The 17,261-nt window shown below is 61.4% G+C and carries 16 protein-coding genes and 1 pseudogene; 13 read left to right on the forward strand and 4 right to left on the reverse strand.

Going from position 1 to position 17,261, the window contains the following annotated elements; all coding sequences use genetic code 11:
* Window positions 1-136 precede the first annotated feature (136 nt).
* Window positions 137-1,837 (forward strand): Na/Pi cotransporter family protein, encoded by a 1,701-nt coding sequence (locus OKW45_RS02020; protein ID WP_429465594.1) that lies wholly within the window; start codon window positions 137-139, stop codon window positions 1,835-1,837.
* Between the two features lie 332 nt (window positions 1,838-2,169).
* Entirely contained in the window at window positions 2,170-2,442 is a 273-nt protein-coding gene (locus OKW45_RS02025) for a hypothetical protein (protein ID WP_084754487.1), read from the forward strand.
* 266 nt (window positions 2,443-2,708) lie between these two features.
* Here the strand turns inward: OKW45_RS02025 and OKW45_RS02030 are convergent, their stop codons facing one another.
* Window positions 2,709-3,110 (reverse strand): DUF3597 domain-containing protein, encoded by a 402-nt coding sequence (locus OKW45_RS02030; protein WP_090809158.1) that lies wholly within the window; start codon window positions 3,108-3,110, stop codon window positions 2,709-2,711.
* Window positions 3,111-3,328: 218 nt separating this feature from the next.
* Window positions 3,329-3,532, reverse strand: a pseudogene (locus OKW45_RS02035) (hypothetical protein); the annotation flags it as partial.
* Between the two features lie 39 nt (window positions 3,533-3,571).
* Here OKW45_RS02035 and OKW45_RS02040 point away from each other — a divergent pair.
* The 7 genes from OKW45_RS02040 (at window position 3,572) to OKW45_RS02070 (ending at window position 8,377) form a co-directional block, all read left to right on the forward strand.
* Complete coding sequence (locus tag OKW45_RS02040; protein WP_429469194.1) at window positions 3,572-3,793, forward strand: tannase/feruloyl esterase family alpha/beta hydrolase; 222 nt, start codon at window positions 3,572-3,574, stop codon at window positions 3,791-3,793.
* Window positions 3,742-3,888, forward strand: a complete 147-nt coding sequence (locus OKW45_RS02045; RefSeq protein ID WP_429465596.1) for a hypothetical protein — start codon at window positions 3,742-3,744, stop codon at window positions 3,886-3,888. The genes OKW45_RS02040 and OKW45_RS02045 overlap by 52 nt, the downstream gene beginning before the upstream one ends.
* 480 nt (window positions 3,889-4,368) lie before the next feature.
* Complete coding sequence (locus tag OKW45_RS02050) at window positions 4,369-5,727, forward strand: MFS transporter (protein ID WP_429465598.1); 1,359 nt, start codon at window positions 4,369-4,371, stop codon at window positions 5,725-5,727.
* Between the two features lie 71 nt (window positions 5,728-5,798).
* Window positions 5,799-6,824 carry an amidohydrolase family protein gene (locus OKW45_RS02055; protein ID WP_429465600.1) on the forward strand — a complete coding sequence of 342 codons (1,026 nt, stop codon included), beginning with the start codon at window positions 5,799-5,801 and terminating at the stop codon, window positions 6,822-6,824.
* Between the two features lie 2 nt (window positions 6,825-6,826).
* Entirely contained in the window at window positions 6,827-7,510 is a 684-nt protein-coding gene (ligK, locus tag OKW45_RS02060) for a 4-carboxy-4-hydroxy-2-oxoadipate aldolase/oxaloacetate decarboxylase (RefSeq protein ID WP_429465602.1), read from the forward strand.
* Between the two features lie 14 nt (window positions 7,511-7,524).
* The gene (locus OKW45_RS02065; RefSeq protein WP_429465604.1) at window positions 7,525-8,232 is read left to right on the forward strand and encodes a substrate-binding domain-containing protein; all 708 of its coding nucleotides are present in this window, start codon (window positions 7,525-7,527) and stop codon (window positions 8,230-8,232) included.
* A gap of 4 nt (window positions 8,233-8,236) precedes the next feature.
* Window positions 8,237-8,377, forward strand: coding sequence for a hypothetical protein (locus OKW45_RS02070; RefSeq protein ID WP_429465606.1), 141 nt, complete (start codon window positions 8,237-8,239; stop codon window positions 8,375-8,377).
* An 8-nt stretch (window positions 8,378-8,385) separates the two neighbouring features.
* Here OKW45_RS02070 and OKW45_RS02075 read toward each other — a convergent pair whose 3' ends face one another.
* Both OKW45_RS02075 and OKW45_RS02080 read right to left on the reverse strand, forming a co-directional pair.
* The gene (locus OKW45_RS02075; RefSeq protein ID WP_429465608.1) at window positions 8,386-9,402 is read right to left on the reverse strand and encodes an ATP-grasp fold amidoligase family protein; all 1,017 of its coding nucleotides are present in this window, start codon (window positions 9,400-9,402) and stop codon (window positions 8,386-8,388) included.
* A 58-nt stretch (window positions 9,403-9,460) separates the two neighbouring features.
* Entirely contained in the window at window positions 9,461-10,393 is a 933-nt protein-coding gene (locus OKW45_RS02080; protein ID WP_184006650.1) for a helix-turn-helix domain-containing protein, read from the reverse strand.
* Window positions 10,394-11,201: 808 nt separating this feature from the next.
* On the opposite strand from OKW45_RS02080, the gene OKW45_RS02085 reads away from it, so the two are divergent.
* From OKW45_RS02085 to OKW45_RS02100, 4 genes are all read left to right on the forward strand, one after another.
* Window positions 11,202-13,523, forward strand: coding sequence for a polysaccharide biosynthesis tyrosine autokinase (locus tag OKW45_RS02085; RefSeq protein WP_429465610.1), 2,322 nt, complete (start codon window positions 11,202-11,204; stop codon window positions 13,521-13,523).
* A gap of 59 nt (window positions 13,524-13,582) precedes the next feature.
* Complete coding sequence (locus OKW45_RS02090) at window positions 13,583-14,698, forward strand: glycosyltransferase family 4 protein (RefSeq protein WP_026226562.1); 1,116 nt, start codon at window positions 13,583-13,585, stop codon at window positions 14,696-14,698.
* Between the two features lie 18 nt (window positions 14,699-14,716).
* Window positions 14,717-16,174: a hypothetical protein gene (locus OKW45_RS02095; RefSeq protein ID WP_429465612.1), complete on the forward strand. Its 1,458-nt coding sequence runs from the start codon at window positions 14,717-14,719 to the stop codon at window positions 16,172-16,174.
* Between the two features lie 69 nt (window positions 16,175-16,243).
* A complete protein-coding gene (locus OKW45_RS02100; RefSeq protein WP_429469197.1) occupies window positions 16,244-17,254 on the forward strand; it encodes a glycosyltransferase family A protein in 1,011 nt (336 codons plus the stop codon).
* Window positions 17,255-17,261 lie beyond the last annotated feature (7 nt).

Below are 17,261 nucleotides of genomic sequence, written 5' to 3' on the forward strand. Positions count from 1 at the left end.
CTCTTACCCTTAGCGTTAGCCTTAAGTACCTGCCCCGGACACCGTGCGGCAGACTGCCTGCACGGTCGTCGATCCGGGGCGCGAAGCCGTCCCTCGCTGCTGCGTCCATTCGTGTGATCATCAAAGGCACATCAGGATGACTGACTATCTTGCTGACATCGATCCCGACAGGTTGAACATCCTTGGGATCTTCGGGCTGTTGATTGGCGGCCTCGCACTGTTTCTTCTCGGTCTGGAGTTCTTGACCGGCGGCCTGAAGGCGATCGCGGGATCGAAACTGCAGTCGCTGATCGGCGTGCTGACGGCAAGCCGTTTTCGCGGCGTGGTGGCGGGCGCCGTCGTGACCGCGCTGCTGAATTCGTCGACCATCACGACCGTGCTGATGGTCGGTTTCGTGTCCGCCGGCCTGATGACGTTGACCCAGGCGGTGCCGATGATCATGGGCGCGAACATCGGCTCGACCATCACCGCGCAGATCATCGCCTTCGACGTTTCGCGTCTGACGCCGTACATGCTGTCGATCGGCTTCGTGCTGCACGCGTTTGCCCCGCGCGAACTGCTGCGGCAGATCGGCCGCGTCGTAATGGGGCTAGGACTGCTGTTCATGGGCATCCAGCTGATGGGAGAGTCCACGCATCCGCTGCGCACCTATCAGCCGTTCATCGACGCGATGCAGGACATGCGCAATCCGTTCGTCGGCGTCATCGTGGGGGCGGTCTTCACTGCGATCGTGCAAAGCTCGGCGGCGACGCTCGCGGTCGTGATTGCGTTGAGCGGCCAGGGCTTGATGCCGCTCGAAGCCGGCATCACGCTGATTCTCGGCGCGAATGTCGGGACCTGCGGCACGGCATTGCTCGCCTCGATCGGCAAGCCACCGGAAGCGTTGCAGGTCGGCGTCGTGCATCTGATCTTCAATGTGCTCGGCGTCGTGATCGCGCTCTTCCTGATTCCGCAGATGGCGGAGGTCGTGCGCTGGATATCGCCGTCGCATCCGGAACTGCAAGGGCTTGCACGACTCGCGGCCGAGGCGCCGCGTCAGGTAGCCAATGTGCATACGCTGTTCAGCGTGGCGAACACGCTGCTGCTGATCTGGTTTGCCGGTCCGATCGCGCGGCTCGCGCAACTGGTCGTGCCGAAGCGCGCGAAGGCCGCCAAACCCGCGGGTGATCCGCAGTATCTCGACGAGACGTCGCTGGCGGTGCCGGCGCTTGCACTGCAACGCGTGCGTATCGAGCTGACCCGGCTCGGCGCGCAGGTGCTCGACGTTGTGCAACGCGGCTCGCAGATGGTGTCGACCGGCACGATGGAAGAGATCAATCAGATGCTCGAGCAGGACAAGGAAAGCGACCGGCTGGCCTTCGAGATTCTTCAATATATCGGCCGCCTGTCGCAGCGGCAGCACTCGGAGGAAGAAGGTCAGCAGGTGGTCGGCTACACGCAGGTCACGAGTCATCTGGAGAGCATCAGCGGCATTGTCGGCACGACGCTGATGACGGTCGGACAACAACGAATGACGCAGCAGGTCGATCTGCTGCGTCTGCGCGATGCGGCGACCACGCAGTTTTCCGAGGCGGTAATCCGCAATCTCGAGCAGGCGATCCGCACGATCGAGACGCGCGATCCGGAAGAGGTCGCGAACGTCATCGACGCGAAGGCCGGCATCGACAAGCTCGCCGCGACCGCGCGTCAGGTCGTGCTCGCAAAGCTTCAGCTGGCGGACAAGGCGGACGTGGTCACGTTCCGCATCGCCATGGATCTCATCGAGCAGGGCCGGCAGATCGCGCAGTTTGCGCGGGCCATTGCGAAAAATGTGGCAGCGCTTCAAGAGCTGCAATAACGCGCGACGCATGATTGGAGATCGAGAATATATTCGCGCAAAGTGATCGCCAGCACACGGACGTTGGGCTTGCACGAGCTCTAAACTTGTGGCGTGTCATCCTCGTGACACGCTTTCAAAGAGAGTGGGATTGCCCGCCTTTGCTGTGCGGGCTTTTTTCGCCTCGTGCGTGTTGTGGTATCAGTAGTCAAGGCGCGGCGGTGAAGTCGATCGTGCGACGACCCACAGTAGCTCGCACAATAAGCAACGCCTGAAGCGATTTAACACACGCCGCATCCATAATTTGATAGCCTTTATCGCAGCAGAGCATTGAACTCAAGGAGGGCTTCACCATGATAAGGTGGCTTGCTAACTGGGCTTCACAACATGCTCCTACTCCCGAGAAACAGGCCGAGCGCGCGCTGAACAACTTGCGCATGGAACTGTTTCAGGCCGAACAGCTCGTGCTCGACGCACAGCTGCGTGCCGATTACTATCGGGCTCGCCTGACCTTCCTCGAAGAAGTCACGAGAAAGGGAATCGAACAGGTATCGGACGAACGCAAGGCTCCTCTGGAGTCTCCCCAGCCGTTGCGGCCGGGACTCAAGCTCACCGCGGCGCAGTAGCCGCGCGTATTCCATCGCAATGTGTTCCGTCACCCGCGTTTCGATACGTGGGCGGACGGCAATCGTGCTGTCGCCGGCGCGTGCAAGGCGCGGTCTCGACAGTCGATTGTGCGAGCATTGATTGCCGAGCGGAGAAGTTTCCGGTTGCCCGGTGTTTCGTGCTTCGACCGGGCAACCTGGACTGAGTGTTTGATTTTTACTGCGTGATTTTTACTGCGCGACTTCCGCTGCGCTTCGGTTACTGCGAAACGCCTGCTTCGTCCTGCTTAACTTGCCAGATCGGGCGGCAGCTTGCCGCCGTTTGCCGCGAGCGCCTGCATCACCTGCTTGTGCAGCCAGATGTTCATGCTTGCGGAGTCGTTCATGTCCCCGCTGTACTTCAATTCCTGCGCAAGTTGCTTGCGGTGTTCGAGACTGCTGTCGACGCCGAGTGCCTTCATCGTGTCGACAATCGACGTACGCCAGTTCAACGTCTGTCCGCTTTCGCTGACGAGTTGATCCATCACGGCGGCCACGTCGACGTCGGTCAGCGGCGCGGGCGCGGCGGGAGCGCTGGGCGTCGCGGCTTGCGCGGCGGCCGGGTCGGGGGTGGGTTCCGTCGCGGGGGGAGGTTGGTCCGGCTTCGCTTTGCCGAACAGCTTGTGCACGATGTCACCAAAAATACTCATTTCCGAAATCTCCGCGGTTGAATGACGAATGCGAGTGGGGGCGCTCGCAGGACATACCCCCACTATGCTACGCGAACTACCACGGTGAAAAACGTAATATTTTGTCAACCCGTCGATTGCTCGTATGGGTCCGCGCGCAATGATCCTGACACGACTCGGCCCGCGTCACGTCAACATATGACGCCGTGCGTGGCGCGATCCGAGCCCCAGGTCAGCCTTCACATCGGCGCCACCGCGCCGTCCTTTTCGACCACGACGCGTTGCGCAACATAAGTCCCCTGCGACGCGGGCGTAGTGACAACGAACACCTTCTTGCCCGGCGTAAGGTCGCTGCGCTTCGCGGGCGTTAACGTGACGATGGGCACGTTGGGCGGCACCGTCACCACATTGCTGCCGCCCTTGTACGACAGCTTCAGAGCTCGGACCTGTCCGCGTTCAATGCTGCCGGCGGCAAGCTGATCCTGTGGCACGGCTGGGCTGACCAGCACATCTCGCCGCTGTTCACGATGCAGTACTACGAAGCGATGCAGAACACGATGGGGACGTCGACCGTCGACCAGTTCGCGCGTCTGTATCTCGTGCCGGGCGTCGGTCACTCGGCGGTGGCGAAGGCAACCCGAATATCGACCTCGTGTCGAAGATCGCCAACTGGGTCGAAGAAGCCAAGGTGCCGACTTCCGTGATGACGTATCAGACCGATTCGCCGAACAACGTGACGGCCTCGCGTCCGGTCTATCCGTACCCGGCGCTGGGTGTCGCGGCACCCAGCGCCGGGTAGCGCACAACGGTAATTGAGTACCAGCCGGTCTCGCGAGGCCGGCTCCTTTTTCACGGGGGCAAATCCGCTACCAGCGCGGCACATCTACGCTGATCGGAAAAGCTCGGCGTCTCACTGCCGTTCTATGCGAGTTCATTCCCGCTTCATCTGTTCTGTTTATCAGGGTGTGCACCAGCAGGCGTTCGAAAAGCCCGCTTCGGAGGGCCGTGACTCTGGTTTGAACGCTTGTCCAGCGGGGCTTTGCGCGAATCGGACGGGCTTCGCCGATGCTATGCGGAACGCTGAGGATGCGGATACTCGCATCGACCCTGTGGTTAACCCGCGCTTTGGCCCGCGAAGGACGAAACGTACCTTCACGCCAGCTATTCGAGTAAGCCGTGGAGGGGCACATCGCCACGATGGTTACGGAGTCGACGTACTTTGCGAAGCTACCCGCTTCGAGCGCGCGATGAGACCAATGAAGGAGACAGGAGAGTGTTGATGACGATTACTACCAGCGGTAACAGGATTGATATCAAGAAGTTCATCGACGAACGGTCGATTTCGCCCTACCAGTGGCTATTGGTCGTGCTGTGTTTTCTGATCGTGACCGCCGACGGCATGGACGTCGCGATCATGGGTTTCGTCGCGCCTTCCATCATTCATGACTGGGCGATTTCGCGCCCCGAATTCGGGCTCGTGATGAGCGCGGCGCCGATCGGTCTCGTGATTGGCGCATTGTTCGCGGGTCCGGCATCGGACCGCATCGGCCGCAAGTGGGTGCTGATTGCGTCGGTGTTTCTGTTCGGTGTGTTCACGATCGCGACTGCGTTCACGCAATCGCCGTTTTCGATGGCAGCATTGCGCCTGCTCAGCGGTGTCGGCCTCGGCGCCGCGATGCCGAACTCGACGACGCTGCTGTCCGAATACGCACCGCAACGCAAGCGCGCGCTGCTGATCACCGTGATGTTCACGGGGTTCAATCTCGGCTCGGCATTGATCGGCTTCGCGGCCGGCTGGCTGATCCCGGTTCACGGCTGGCGCGCGGTGCTGATTTTCGGCGGCGCACTGCCGCTCGTGCTGATCCCGTTCCAGATCTGGCTGCTGCCTGAGTCGGCCCGTCTGCTCGCGGTGCGCGGCGCGCCTGCGCAGCGCATCGGCAAAGTGCTCGGCCGGGTGTGCGGCGCGCACTTCGCGGGCAATGAAGTGTTCGTGTCGAACGAACCGCCGCTGCCGACGCGCAAGCCGATCGGCGTGCTGTTCTCGCAAGGCTATGGCTCGATGACGATCGCGCTGTGGGTCACGTATTTCATGGGCCTGCTCGTGATCTATCTGCTGACCGGCTGGCTGCCGACGCTGATGAAGGATGCGGGTCTGTCCGTCACGACCGCGGCCAACGTCACGGCGATGTTCCAGATCGGCGGCACGATCGGCGCGATCCTCGTCGGCTGGATCATGGACAAGGCGCGTCCGGCGCCCGTGATCAGCGCCGCGTATATCGGCGGCGCACTGTGCGTGCTCGGGCTCGGCTACATCGGTGCGCTGTCTTCGTCGCTCGCATTGCTGGTGTTTGCCGCGGGCTTCTGCATCAGCGGCGCGCAAACCGGTCTGAACGCATTTGCACCCGGCCGCTACCCGACCGTTGCGCGTGCGACTGGTGTGAGCTGGATGCTCGGCATGGGCCGCTTCGGCAGTATCTTCGGCTCGGCGATCGGCGGCGCGCTGCTCGGCTTCGGCTGGCAGTTCGGCGCGATCCTGGCGATGCTCGCGATACCCGCCACGCTCGCCGCTATCGCCATCCTGGTGAGCCAGCGGGTGGACGGCGCCGAAACGGTGGCGCAGCCGAATATCGCGCATTGAGGCGTGAGGCAACGCGGCGCGCGTGCGTTTCGCGGGCGCCGCTGGATAAATTCAACTACTGAGGAATCACGGTGATCATCGACATTCACGGACACTACACCACCGCGCCGAAAGCGTTGGAGACGTGGCGTAACCGCCAGATCGCAGGCATCAAGAGTCCTTCCGGGATGCCGCAGGTGTCGGAATTGCAGATCAGCGACGACGAGCTGCGCGAGTCGATCGAAAACAACCAGTTGAAACTGATGCGCGAGCGCGGCCTCGATCTGACGATCTTCAGTCCGCGTGCGAGCTTCATGGCACACCACATCGGCGACTTCGAAATCTCGAGCACGTGGGCCGCGATCTGCAACGAACTGTGCTATCGCGTGAGCCGGCTGTTTCCCGAGAACTTCGTGCCGGCCGCGATGCTGCCGCAAAGTCCGGGTGTCGATCCGGCCACCTGTATTCCTGAACTCGTCAAATGCGTCGAGCAGTACGGCAATGTCGCGATCAACCTGAATCCCGATCCGTCGGGCGGCCACTGGACCAGCCCGCCGTTGTCGGACCGTTCCTGGTACCCGATCTACGAGAGGATGGTCGAGTACGACATTCCCGCGATGATTCACGTGAGCACGAGCTGCAACGCGTGCTTCCACACCACCGGGTCGCACTACCTGAATGCGGATACCACCGCGTTCATGCAATGCCTGACCTCGGACCTGTTTCGCGATTTCCCGACGCTGCGTTTCGCGATTCCGCACGGCGGCGGTGCGGTGCCGTATCACTGGGGTCGTTTCCGCGGCCTCGCGCAGGAACTGAAAAAGCCCTTGCTGAAAGACCATCTGCTGAACAACGTGTTCTTCGACACCTGTGTCTATCATCAGCCGGGTATCGACCTGCTCACGCGCGTGATTCCCGTGGACAACATCCTGTTCGCGAGCGAAATGATCGGCGCGGTGCGCGGCGTCGATCCGGAAACCGGTCACTATTTCGACGACACGAAGCGCTACGTTGAAGCCGCGGATATGAATCCGGAGCAGCGCTACAAGATCTACGAAGGTAACGCGCGGCGCGTCTATCCGCGTCTCGACGCCTTGCTGAAAACGAAGGGGCTGTGATCATGTATGAAATCGGAGTCGTCTATCGCAACATCCAGCGCGCGGATGCGGACGTGGCAGCGAAACTCGGCGCGCTCGGTTCGGCCACCGTGCATGAAGCCATGGGCCGCACGGGCCTGCTCCAACCGTATATGCGCCCGATCTATACCGGCGCGCGCGCGAGCGGCACGGCCGTCACGGTGCTGCTGCAACCGGGCGATAACTGGATGCTGCACGTCGCGGCCGAACAGATCCGGCCGGGCGACGTCGTCGTCGCGGGTGTCACCGCAGAGAGCACCGACGGTTACTTCGGCGATCTGCTGGCCACGAGCTTCAAGGCGCGCGGCGCGCATGCGTTGATCATCGACGCCGGCGTGCGCGACGTCAGCGTGCTGACCGAAATGAACTTCCCGGTCTGGAGCAAGGCGATCTCCGCGAAAGGCACGGTCAAGGCGACGCTCGGCTCGGTGAACATTCCGGTCGTGTGCGCGGGCGCACTGGTCACACCGGGCGACGTCGTCGTTGCCGATGAGGACGGCGTGGTCGTGGTGCCGGCGGCCGCCGCGCAAGCCGTGCTCGACAAGGCTGCGGCGCGCGAGGCCAATGAAGCCGGGAAGCGCGCGAAACTCGCCGCTGGGGTGCTCGGCCTCGACATGTACAACATGCGCGGGGTGCTCGAGCAGGCCGGACTGCGTTACAAGGACTGACAGGTGTGGTCGCAATGATCAACGATCAAGCCATGCGCGCGCCGATCACCGGCATTTCGTCGATGGCCACGCGCCAGGTGCTGGCCGAACTCGCCGCGTTCTACGAGCGGCGCACGGGGCAGGGCGTCGCCATCGAATCGGTCGGCGGCGTCGAAGCGGCGCGCCGGGTCGAGGATGGCGAAGTCTTCGACATCGTCGTGCTTGCCGCCGACGCGATCGAGCGGCTCGTGATGACGGGTTGTGTCGAGGCGGCGAGCCGCGTCGCGCTCGCGCGCTCGGGCATCGCGGTCGCGGTCGCGGCCGGAAAAACGCACCCGGACATCGCGTCCGAAGCAGCGCTGCGCGACGCGATTCTTGGTGCGCGTAGCATCGGTTACTCGACGGGGCCGAGCGGCACGCATCTGCTGAAGCTGTTCGAATGCTGGGGCATTGCCGGGCAGATCGCTTCGCGTATCGTGAAAGCGCCGCCGGGTGTGCCGGTCGGCACGCTCGTCGCGCGCGGAGAAGTCGCACTCGGCTTTCAGCAGATGAGCGAATTGATTCACGTGGCGGGCATCGACGTGCTCGGCGAGCTTCCGGCCGCCATCCAGTCCACCACGACCTTTACCGCCGCGATCTGCACGGTGGCGCGCCAGCGTGAAGCAGCGCAGGCGTTGTTGGCGTTTCTGGCCTCGCGCGAGGCCGACGGCGCAAAGCTGCAAAACGGCATGTCGCCGGCTTGATGGGATGGGGGCGGCGCTCGCCGCCGCTCGTGTCCTTCCCTTTTCCGCCTCCATCTCTTTGCGCGAGCGCATGTTCGCCTTCGAAACGCTGAAAGTGCTGACCGGCACGCCCGCTCGGATGGCGGAGGCAAAACGCTACGAATGAAAGCGGATTCAAGCCAGCAGCTTGCCCCACTCGTAATCGATACTGTCCGGCGTGAAGGGCAGCACGCCCGCGCCGGGCGTAAATGTAAGTTCGCCGAAATAAACGAGGTCGTCCGGCGCATACAGGTCGACGCGCACATAGTCGAAGTCTTCGCACAGACGGGCCGCGACATCGAGCACGGCCTGTAGATGCGGCGGGCGCGGAGCGGGCAACGCGCTGCGCTTGTAGTCGCCGATTGCGATATCGAGGTGATTCCAGTCGGCGTCGTACACGTCGCCGTGCGTCGCGTTGCCGAATCGATCCGAGATCACGAGGATATAGATGACCGGCCCGCCAGGACGGCCGCCAAAGCAGTGCATTTTGAAATCCGCCGGAATCTGGCCGCGCCGATCGAGCAGCAGTTGCTCGAAGAAAACGCGCGGCTCGATCGTCCGATAGTGCCGCTCACGCCCAACGTAATAGAATTCGGTGCGCAACCATTGGTCGGCGAGCTTCTTCAGCTTCTCGAACGAGGTCTCTGATTTGTTTCTCACCACTTCGACGTAGCTGCTGCCATGATTGGCTTTCATTACGAAAGCATCCGGCAGTGCGTCGAACACTTCGGGCGTGAATGCATCAGGCACTGCGATCATCGGTATCAAATGCTTGTCGCCGATTTTCCGGGCAATATATTCCCGCACCAGAAGCTTGTCGGTCAGGTCGATATAGCGCGGATCAGGATGAAGATTGCGCTGCAGGATCTTCTCATTGAACGTCACCGGACGAATCAGGTTCGGATAGCGGCCAATGCACTTGTGATGTAACAGGCTTAGGAAAAGGGCGTCCGGCAATAGCGTTTTCGCCGCTTCCTTGATTTTTCTCGCGGTAGATGTCGATTGCCCGTGCGCCGCATGCGCACCGGTGTGCGATCCCGGCTGCCCGCGGGGCGCGGCCAGAGCACTGTCAGCGGACTGTAGGGAGGCCATGTTTTCCGGCGCGACGGCCGCGTCCTGCGCGGCCAGTTCGGCGGATTTGATGATCGTCATGTTCTAATCCCTTTGCGGTCGAGTCGACGAGTCGTCCTCGAGGTAACGGGAATTGAAATCAAAGCGTCAGCGGCGCTTGCCGCAACATCTCGGTCGCGGCACTCCAGCTTTCCTCCGGCGTCAGCCAACGTTCCTCCGAATCCACATGCTGTTGCGCGCGGAATTGCGTCGGCGACATGCCATAGCGCTCCTTGAATAGCCGCCCAAGCCGATTGCCGTCGCCCATTCCGCAGCGGCGCGCAATCTTGTCGACCGGCAAGTCGGTGTTCTTCAGCATCGAGCGAACGATCTCGAAGCGTGTGCGCAGCAGATATTCGAGCGGCGTCATGCCGAACTCGCATTTGAAGCGGCGCTGGAAATTGCGCTTGCTCATCGCCACCGATTCGGCCGCCTGCGCAACCGAAATGGCCTTGCTGTAGTTTTCCTTGATCCAGCGCGCCGATTCGCGAATCTTCTCCGTCGTCGTCGTGATGTTGCCGTCGTCGAGCTCGGAGCGGCTTTTCTCGGCGTAGCCGTTTTGCAGAATGCGGCCGATCTTGCGGGCAGTGTCGGTATTGATGTCGCGTTCGATCTGCGCGAGCGCGAGATCGGTCGGCGTCACATTGCTTTGCGTGCGCGCGGCGTCACCGCTATCGTCGAACAGAAAAATCGGCACGATCGATTGCAGCGGATCGTTGCAGACGACCGCGAGATTCGCACCCTGTTGCATGCCGAAAGATGCAATCGATCCTTGCAGCGAGATCCACGACAGAAAGCGGTCGTTGGATTCCGCGACTTCGGTGACGTCGCGGCAGGCCACGAAGAACGCGTGGAAATCAGCGAGGCAGTAGCGTTCGAGGCCTTGCGTCCAGATCGATATGCCGGAGGAACTGGTCACCAGACCACCGCCGTCGGATACCACGGTAAATCGGTATGGCGCCTCTTCGCCAGCCGTTCTCTTGAACTCATTGGCAAGCCGGAACGCGTCGCCGATCGCGCCGGTACTTGCCATCGAACAATCCTGAAAGACGAATAGACCAATGTGCTTCATCACGCGAGCTTCTCCAGTCAGGAAAATCTACGCATTGAGATTAGCGCATCGATTTGGACGAGACGAGCTTGGCCGGCATGCGTGGGTGTTTTGGCGTAATCGTCAGGATTGAAGAAATTCTTACCTCGCTATTCGCGGAAATGCGTGCTACTAATTAACGTTGCACGGAATTTTTTTCCCCATCAATTAGCGCGATTCTTGCGAGCGAAATGCTGGGGCATCGGCGGAATGCGCCGAGCGGCTTGAATTCGGCGCGATTTGCGGGATGACAACCGCATTCTTTGCACTTGCGCGGTGAAATTGGCGTTCTGTCGCGATGTACGATGCCTGTCGTATAACTCTGTTACAGCAATTGCAGATCGCAACAAGCCTTTCTGGCTTCTGTTTCATTTGTAAAGGGCTCCGCATTATCGGCCAATAGCACCCTACTTTGGGCCGCCGGCGAATGCCTCGATCGTTTGCGCACTATGCTTCACCGCAACATCGAGAGAGAAATTGTCAATCGCGGATTACGTGAATGGCGGTCTTCGCATTCCCTGATTCGTGAGAAGAACAATCGGCAATGCCGCGGTGGATGAGCAATAGGTGTGTAGCCTTCCGTGGTTCGAGAGGTCCCGAACGCGGCTCCCCGACCTAACCCGACACAGCACGTCGCTTGCCGTGCTGCCAGCCAATCGAGGGTCTGTCCGGCCGGCGGCATAAAGAGCGACGTGGCGACGCAAAGCGATTGCCGATCGTTTTGTCTCATCAACCTGCAAGGATCAGACCGGTGGATTACTATCCGCAAAACTCGCTCTATCCCGCTGTTGATACCGAGCGTAGACAACTCAGTGCCAGCGGGATGCTCACGCTAATGCGCGACCACATCTGGGAGATCGTGGTGACGACGGTCGTCGTCACCACGCTCGCGGTCGCGTATCTTCTGATTGCCACGCCTATCTATTCCGCTGACGTAATCGTTCGCGTGGACCCACCCGAGCCAAATGCCCTCGGGCTCGCGTTGCAGAACCAGGAACTGTTGCCGCCGCCGACGCCGTCGTCGATAACCGAAATGGCGGTCATGGAAAGCCGTTCAGTTTTGCAGCCGGTGATGGACCAGTTCCGTTTCGACATTTCGGTGAAGCCGCACAAGCTTCCGGTTCTCGGCGATATCGCCGAAAAATTCGCTACACCGGGACAGCCCGCGGCGCCGTGGCTCGGGCTGAAATCGTTTGCATGGGGCGGCGAGCGTGTGCAGATCGCCGCGCTCGACGTGCCGCGCGAACTCGAGGAAGAGAAGCTGACCTTGACCGCGCTCGACAATGGCGCCTTCGAATTGCACGGCCCGTCCGGGGAGTTGCTGGCGAGAGGCACGGTCGGCATGCCGCTCAAGCAGAACGGCGTGTCGATGCTCGTGAAGGAACTCGCTGCGCGGCCGGGCACGAAGTTCGAGGTGATCCGCTGGAATGAGCTCGATGCCATCAAGCGCTTCACCGGTCTCGTCAAGATTGGCGACAAGGTGAAAGACTCTGGGCTGCTGCAAATCCAGTACCGCGACAAGAGTCCGGACAAGGCCGCGGCCGTCGCCAATGCATTGGGAGAGCAATACCTCGCATACGCGGTGGCGAGCCGGCAAGCGAACGACACGCAGACGCTCGCGTTTATTAACGGCGAACTCCCGCGTCTACTCGGCGATCTGCGAAAAGCCGAGGAAGCGCTGAAGAACTTCCGCTCGAAATCGCAATCGATGCAGCCGACCAACGAGGCGCAAGCCTATTTGCAGGGCGGCCTCGATCTCGACAAGCAGATCGCGGCGCTGCAATTGCAGCGCACGCAAATGCTCGAGCGCTATACGGAACAGAGCCGCTGGGTGCAGAACGTCGACGAGCAACTGGCGCAATTGAAAGATGCGAAAGCGAAATTCTCCGACCATTTCAACGGCATGCCCGCGTCGGAACGCGCGAGCGTCGATCTGATCCGCGCGCAGAAGGTCGCGGAAACGGTGTATCTCGGCATGGTGCAGAAGGCCGAGCAATTGCAGGTGCGCCGCGCCAGCACGACGGGCGGCGCGCATATTCTCGATCGCGCGATCAGACCGCATATGCCGGTCATGCCACAGCCGATTCTCGTGCTCGGCGGCGGATTGGTGCTCGGTATCGTGTCCGGCGTCGTGTTGGTCTTCATGCGCCGCCACGTGATGATCGGCGTGACCGACCCGCGCTATGTCGAGCGCCAGATGAGCGTGCCGGTGTTTGGCGAGATTCTGTTCAGCCATCAGCAACTGCTGCTCGACCGCGATGCGACCGCGGGGCGCAAATCGCTGCCGGCAGCAGCCGGGCGCGCCCATCCGCCGATGCAGAAGAGTCTGCACGAGATTCAGTTCGATTCCGGCGTCCAGAACAGGATTCTCGCCGCGCGCTTTCCGCACGACACATCGGTCGAAGCGCTGCGCAGCGTACGGACCGCCGTCACGCGCGATCTCGCGCATGCACGCAACAACATCGTGATGATCATCGGGCCCACGCCATCGGCCGGCAAGAGCTTCGTCGCCGCGAATCTGGCGATCCTGCACGCTGAAATCGGCTCACGGGTGGTGCTGATCGATGCCGACATGCGACGCGGTCATCTCGCCTCGCTATTCAACGAGAGCAATCGTGGAGGCCTTTCCGAAGTACTGTCCGAACGCCTGCCGCTCCGCAATGCGCTGCGCTCGACCCGCATCGACGGATTGACGTTCCTGTCATGCGGCGTGCGCCCGGAGAACCCCGCCGCGCTGCTGATGAGGCCGCGCCTGAAGGATGTACTCGAGCGGCTGTCGAGCCAGTTCGATCTGGTGATCATCGATACGCCGCCTTTCCTCGCGGTCACCGACGCCTCGATCGTCGCGAACGAGGCGGGCGCGTCTCTGCTCGTGCTGCGCTCGGGCATGCAAAGCGAGGAGGAGATCGCCGACACGATCAGAAAGATGGAACGCGCGGAAGGGCGCATCGCGGGCGCGGTGTTCAACGGCATTCCGCTGCGTCGAAGCACGAAGAACTATGGCTACGAAACGAACTATGCCAGCGATTTCGGCGAAAACGACGTCGGACAGCAAGCGCCGGGAGGCGCCTGAGCGTATGGAGACCCCAACGCGGTAAAGCGCGTTCGCGATGGCGTAAAACGGAGAACCAGATGGCCTTTGCAATCAACGGAAAGTTTACTTCTCAGTCCATCACGGGGGTTCAACGCGTTGCGTATGAGCTGACGCGGGCCATGCAGATGCGCGCCGTGCCCGGTGATGAACCGGAAGTGTTCGTGCCGCAAAACGCGGTCGAGCCGGGGGCGCTGCTCAAACCGCAACGGCGCTTTCCGTGGCTGCGCGGCACGCTGTGGGAGCAGATCACGCTGCCAATCGCCGCACGCGGCATCACGCTGCTGAGTCTGTGCAATACGAACCCGCTGTTCAAGCACAGTCAGGTCGTGATGGTTCACGACATGGCCGTCTTCGACGTGCCGCAGGGCTTTTCGAGGAAATTCCGGCTCTGGTATCGCATCTGTTTCGGGCTCTTGCCGCGCACGCATCCGATCGTTCTGACGGTCTCGACGTTTTCGAAAATGCGTATCTGCCATCACCTGAAAATCGACGAATCGCGTGTGAAAGTGGTGGCGCCCGGCGCGGATCATTTCGACCGGATCGTTGCCGACCCATCGGTGCTGCAACGGCTCGAATTGAACAAGGACGCCTATTGCGTGATCGTCGGCAGTCTCGATCCGCGCAAGAATCTGCGCGGCGTGCTCGATGCGATCGTGCGGCTCGGGCATCTGCGTGACGTCAAATTCGTCATCGTGGGAAAACAGTATCCGCGCATCTTCAGCGGTGCAGGCGTCGAGCATCCTGTGCATTCGCGGCAGGTCGTGTGGGCAGGTTTCGTGTCGGACGCGGAGCTGAAGGCACTGTACGAGAGCGCTGGCTGCCTCGTGTTTCCGTCGTTGTACGAAGGTTTCGGCCTGCCGCCTCTGGAAGCGATGTATTGCGGCTGTCCGGTGATCGCGTCGGCGCGCACGTCGATACCGGAAGCGTGCGGCGATGCCGCAATGTACTGCGACGCGACTTCCGCGGATGACATCGCCGCAAAGATCGCGCAGATGATGAGCGACGCCGATCTTCGCCAACGTTATCGCAGCGCGGGGCTGCTGCATGCGCGCGAGTTTCGCTGGGAGCGCGCGGCGCAAACGGTGCTCGAAATCCTCGATGTCAAGACTGGCGAGCGGCTGCCCGAACTGACGCCGCGCGCGTCCGCGAGCTAGCGATGGGTGGGCACGAACATGGATCGCATGAAGACCCGTGCTGGCAGAAGACGTGCATTGCGCACACTCGCCGCGTTGGCGGCGGGTGCGGCCGCGCCGTTGTCGAATATCAGGCCCGCTGTCGCATTGGTACGGGACGCACCGACCGCCAACGCGCGCGCTCGCATGATCACCGATCTGATCGGCACGAACGGCTGGGCCGGATCGGCCGCCGACATCGAGATGTGGCGAGCGATGGGCATCAGCTGGGGGCGCGACACGGTCGGCCCCGGTCAGCCTCAGGGGCCCGGCGAGGCGATGCGCATCGACAAAACGGGCTCGGCGTTCCAAAGCGATCTGCCGTCGGTGTTGTTGCGAAACGAGCGCAATGGAATCGGTTCGCTGCTGCTGCTCGGCTATACGCCGAGATGGAATGCGAGTGTGCCGGGTGACAGCAATTCGGCACCGGTCGATGTGGACGCGTGGAAGCGGTATGTCGACGCGGTGGTCCGCAAGTATTCAGCGCCGCCTTATAACCTGCGCTATTTCCAGATCTGGAACGAGGCGGCCGGCAAGTTGTCCGGCGGCTTGCCGCAGTCCGTGTTCTGGCATGGCCCGGAGTTCAGCAAGGACGAAAAACGCTCGAAACCGTATGAACGCGCGATGCAGGATTACGTGGAGCGGATTCATATTCCGGCGGCCCGCATCATTCGCAGTTATCGCGCGTATGTGGTGTATGGCGGCTGGCCGGACCAGGGCGGCCTCGATAACTTCCACCGCTGGCTCGAATATCGCAGTCCGGTCTTGAAAGAGCGCATGCTCGATTGGGTCGACTACATCGACACGCACTACTTGCCGGTTGCCGATATGGAATCGCTGTACCAGCGATACGTGAAGAGCGGTCCCGCGCGCGGCATCTGGCAAACGGAGATCGGCAACGAGTACATGAAAGACCCGCACTATTTGCCGCGTTATTTCTTCGACTTCGCGGTGTGGGCGCTCGGCAGGAATTGGGACGACCCGAACAAGTACCTGTCGATGATCTATCACTGGGACGGCTATGAACCTTTTCGTCTCACGCATCCCGGTCCGCCTGAACGAACCTACAACGTTTCCGGTCGAAGCTTGGTCGTGTTGCGTCAAACAGCGGGCGGGCATCTGGCGAGTTTTTCGAAGCCGCTGCAATGCGGTCCGGGGGTTGCTGCGAACGCCTTGCTTTCCGGCGGCGACCTCGTGATGCAGGTGAGCAGCAGCGCCGGCTGGCAGAACATTTCCATCGGCGGGCTGCAGGCGCTGCGCTCACGCGCGGTACAGGCCGATTTCATCGATGCACTGAGCGGCGAGGCGAGCACATCGGGCAATTTGGCATTGAGTTGGGACAACGATTTGATGAACGTGCGATTCAAGGTACCCGACCGGGTGAATGGCGCCGGTAATAATCCGCCCAAACATCTGGCTTATCTCGTGGTACGTGGTGTGACGCAGGCAGTGGCATAGCGATATTTCGCGAGCGTGACGACCGCCGGGAGCCGGCGGATCGAACTTGACGGGTAGCGTTGACACATGATGAAACAGGTCACCATTGCGATTTGCAATTACAACTACGAGCGCTATCTGGCCGCAGCGATCGACTCGGCGCTCGCGCAGGATTATCCGGCGACCAAGGTCATGGTCGTCGATGATGGCTCGACCGACGGTTCGCGCGCGATTATCGAAAGCTATGGCGATCGCGTAGTGACGTTGTGCAAGAAAAACGGCGGGCAAGTATCCGCCTACAACTTTGCAATCGCGTCGCTCACCACCGAGTATGTGATCTTTCTCGATTCCGATGACGTGCTGTACCCATCCGCGGTTACCGAAGTCATGCGCTTTTTCGAGGGCGGCGAGTGGGCCAAGGTGCAATTCCGGCTCGACGTAATGGACAACGAAGGCGCATTGACGGGTGCCTACGTGCCGAATAGCGAGCCGCCACACGACTGCGGCAGGCTGCTGCGCGGCGGGTGGCTCTATCCGTCCCCGCCTGCGTCTGGCAACGCTTACCGGGTGAGCGCGCTCAGGCAGATCTTCCCGGTTCCCGAAGAGGGCGTGAATCGCTATGGCGCGGACTTTTATGCGATCTATGGCGTCGCGCTGGCTGGACCGATCGCGACCATGTCGAAGTCGTTAGGCGGCTACCGGGTGCATAACGCGGGCAGTGAAACGGTGTCGTTCGCGAACTCGGAAGAACTGACCAAAGCGCCGCGCGCGTTCAATATGCGCTGGGCCATTCTGCGCAATATTGCAAAAGACCGGCTAGACATAGAACTACCGGCGACATTTCTCGACTTCTCACACGAGAAGGCGACATTCTGCTCTTCCGTTTATCGCGCGACCCTCTTCAGGCGTTGGCATTGGATGATCCGCGATTCGCGCAACTATCTGCACACGATCATTGCAAATCCGTTCTGGAGCCTGAAAAAGAAGCTCGCCACGCTCGTACTGTCGAGCCTGTGTCTCCTGCCTTACTCGCCGCTGTCGGATTTCGCGGTGCGTTATATCGCGAATCCGCTTGCGCGCCGTCGCGTCGCAGGACGCTGAGGCGAAG

The sequence above is a fragment of the Paraburkholderia lebeckiae genome, assembly GCF_050436225.1.
GTDB classification, from domain to species: domain Bacteria; phylum Pseudomonadota; class Gammaproteobacteria; order Burkholderiales; family Burkholderiaceae; genus Paraburkholderia; species Paraburkholderia tuberum.

Bases quoted from the DNA above. Each gene is read 5' to 3' on its own strand.
- OKW45_RS02100 (WP_429469197.1), top strand. From the start codon at position 16,244: ATGAAACAGGTCACCATTGCGATTTGCAATTACAACTACGAGCGCTAT.
- OKW45_RS02075 (WP_429465608.1), bottom strand. From the start codon at position 9,402: ATGACGATCATCAAATCCGCCGAACTGGCCGCGCAGGACGCGGCCGTC.
- OKW45_RS02070 (WP_429465606.1), top strand. From the start codon at position 8,237: ATGGGGGCGGCGCTCGCCGCCGCTCGTGTCCTTCCCTTTTCCGCCTCC.
- ligK (WP_429465602.1), top strand. From the start codon at position 6,827: ATGTATGAAATCGGAGTCGTCTATCGCAACATCCAGCGCGCGGATGCG.
- OKW45_RS02025 (WP_084754487.1), top strand. From the start codon at position 2,170: ATGATAAGGTGGCTTGCTAACTGGGCTTCACAACATGCTCCTACTCCC.
- OKW45_RS02065 (WP_429465604.1), top strand. From the start codon at position 7,525: ATGATCAACGATCAAGCCATGCGCGCGCCGATCACCGGCATTTCGTCG.
- OKW45_RS02080 (WP_184006650.1), bottom strand. From the start codon at position 10,393: ATGGCAAGTACCGGCGCGATCGGCGACGCGTTCCGGCTTGCCAATGAG.
- OKW45_RS02030 (WP_090809158.1), bottom strand. From the start codon at position 3,110: ATGAGTATTTTTGGTGACATCGTGCACAAGCTGTTCGGCAAAGCGAAG.
- OKW45_RS02050 (WP_429465598.1), top strand. From the start codon at position 4,369: ATGACGATTACTACCAGCGGTAACAGGATTGATATCAAGAAGTTCATC.
- OKW45_RS02020 (WP_429465594.1), top strand. From the start codon at position 137: ATGACTGACTATCTTGCTGACATCGATCCCGACAGGTTGAACATCCTT.
- OKW45_RS02095 (WP_429465612.1), top strand. From the start codon at position 14,717: ATGGATCGCATGAAGACCCGTGCTGGCAGAAGACGTGCATTGCGCACA.
- OKW45_RS02090 (WP_026226562.1), top strand. From the start codon at position 13,583: ATGGCCTTTGCAATCAACGGAAAGTTTACTTCTCAGTCCATCACGGGG.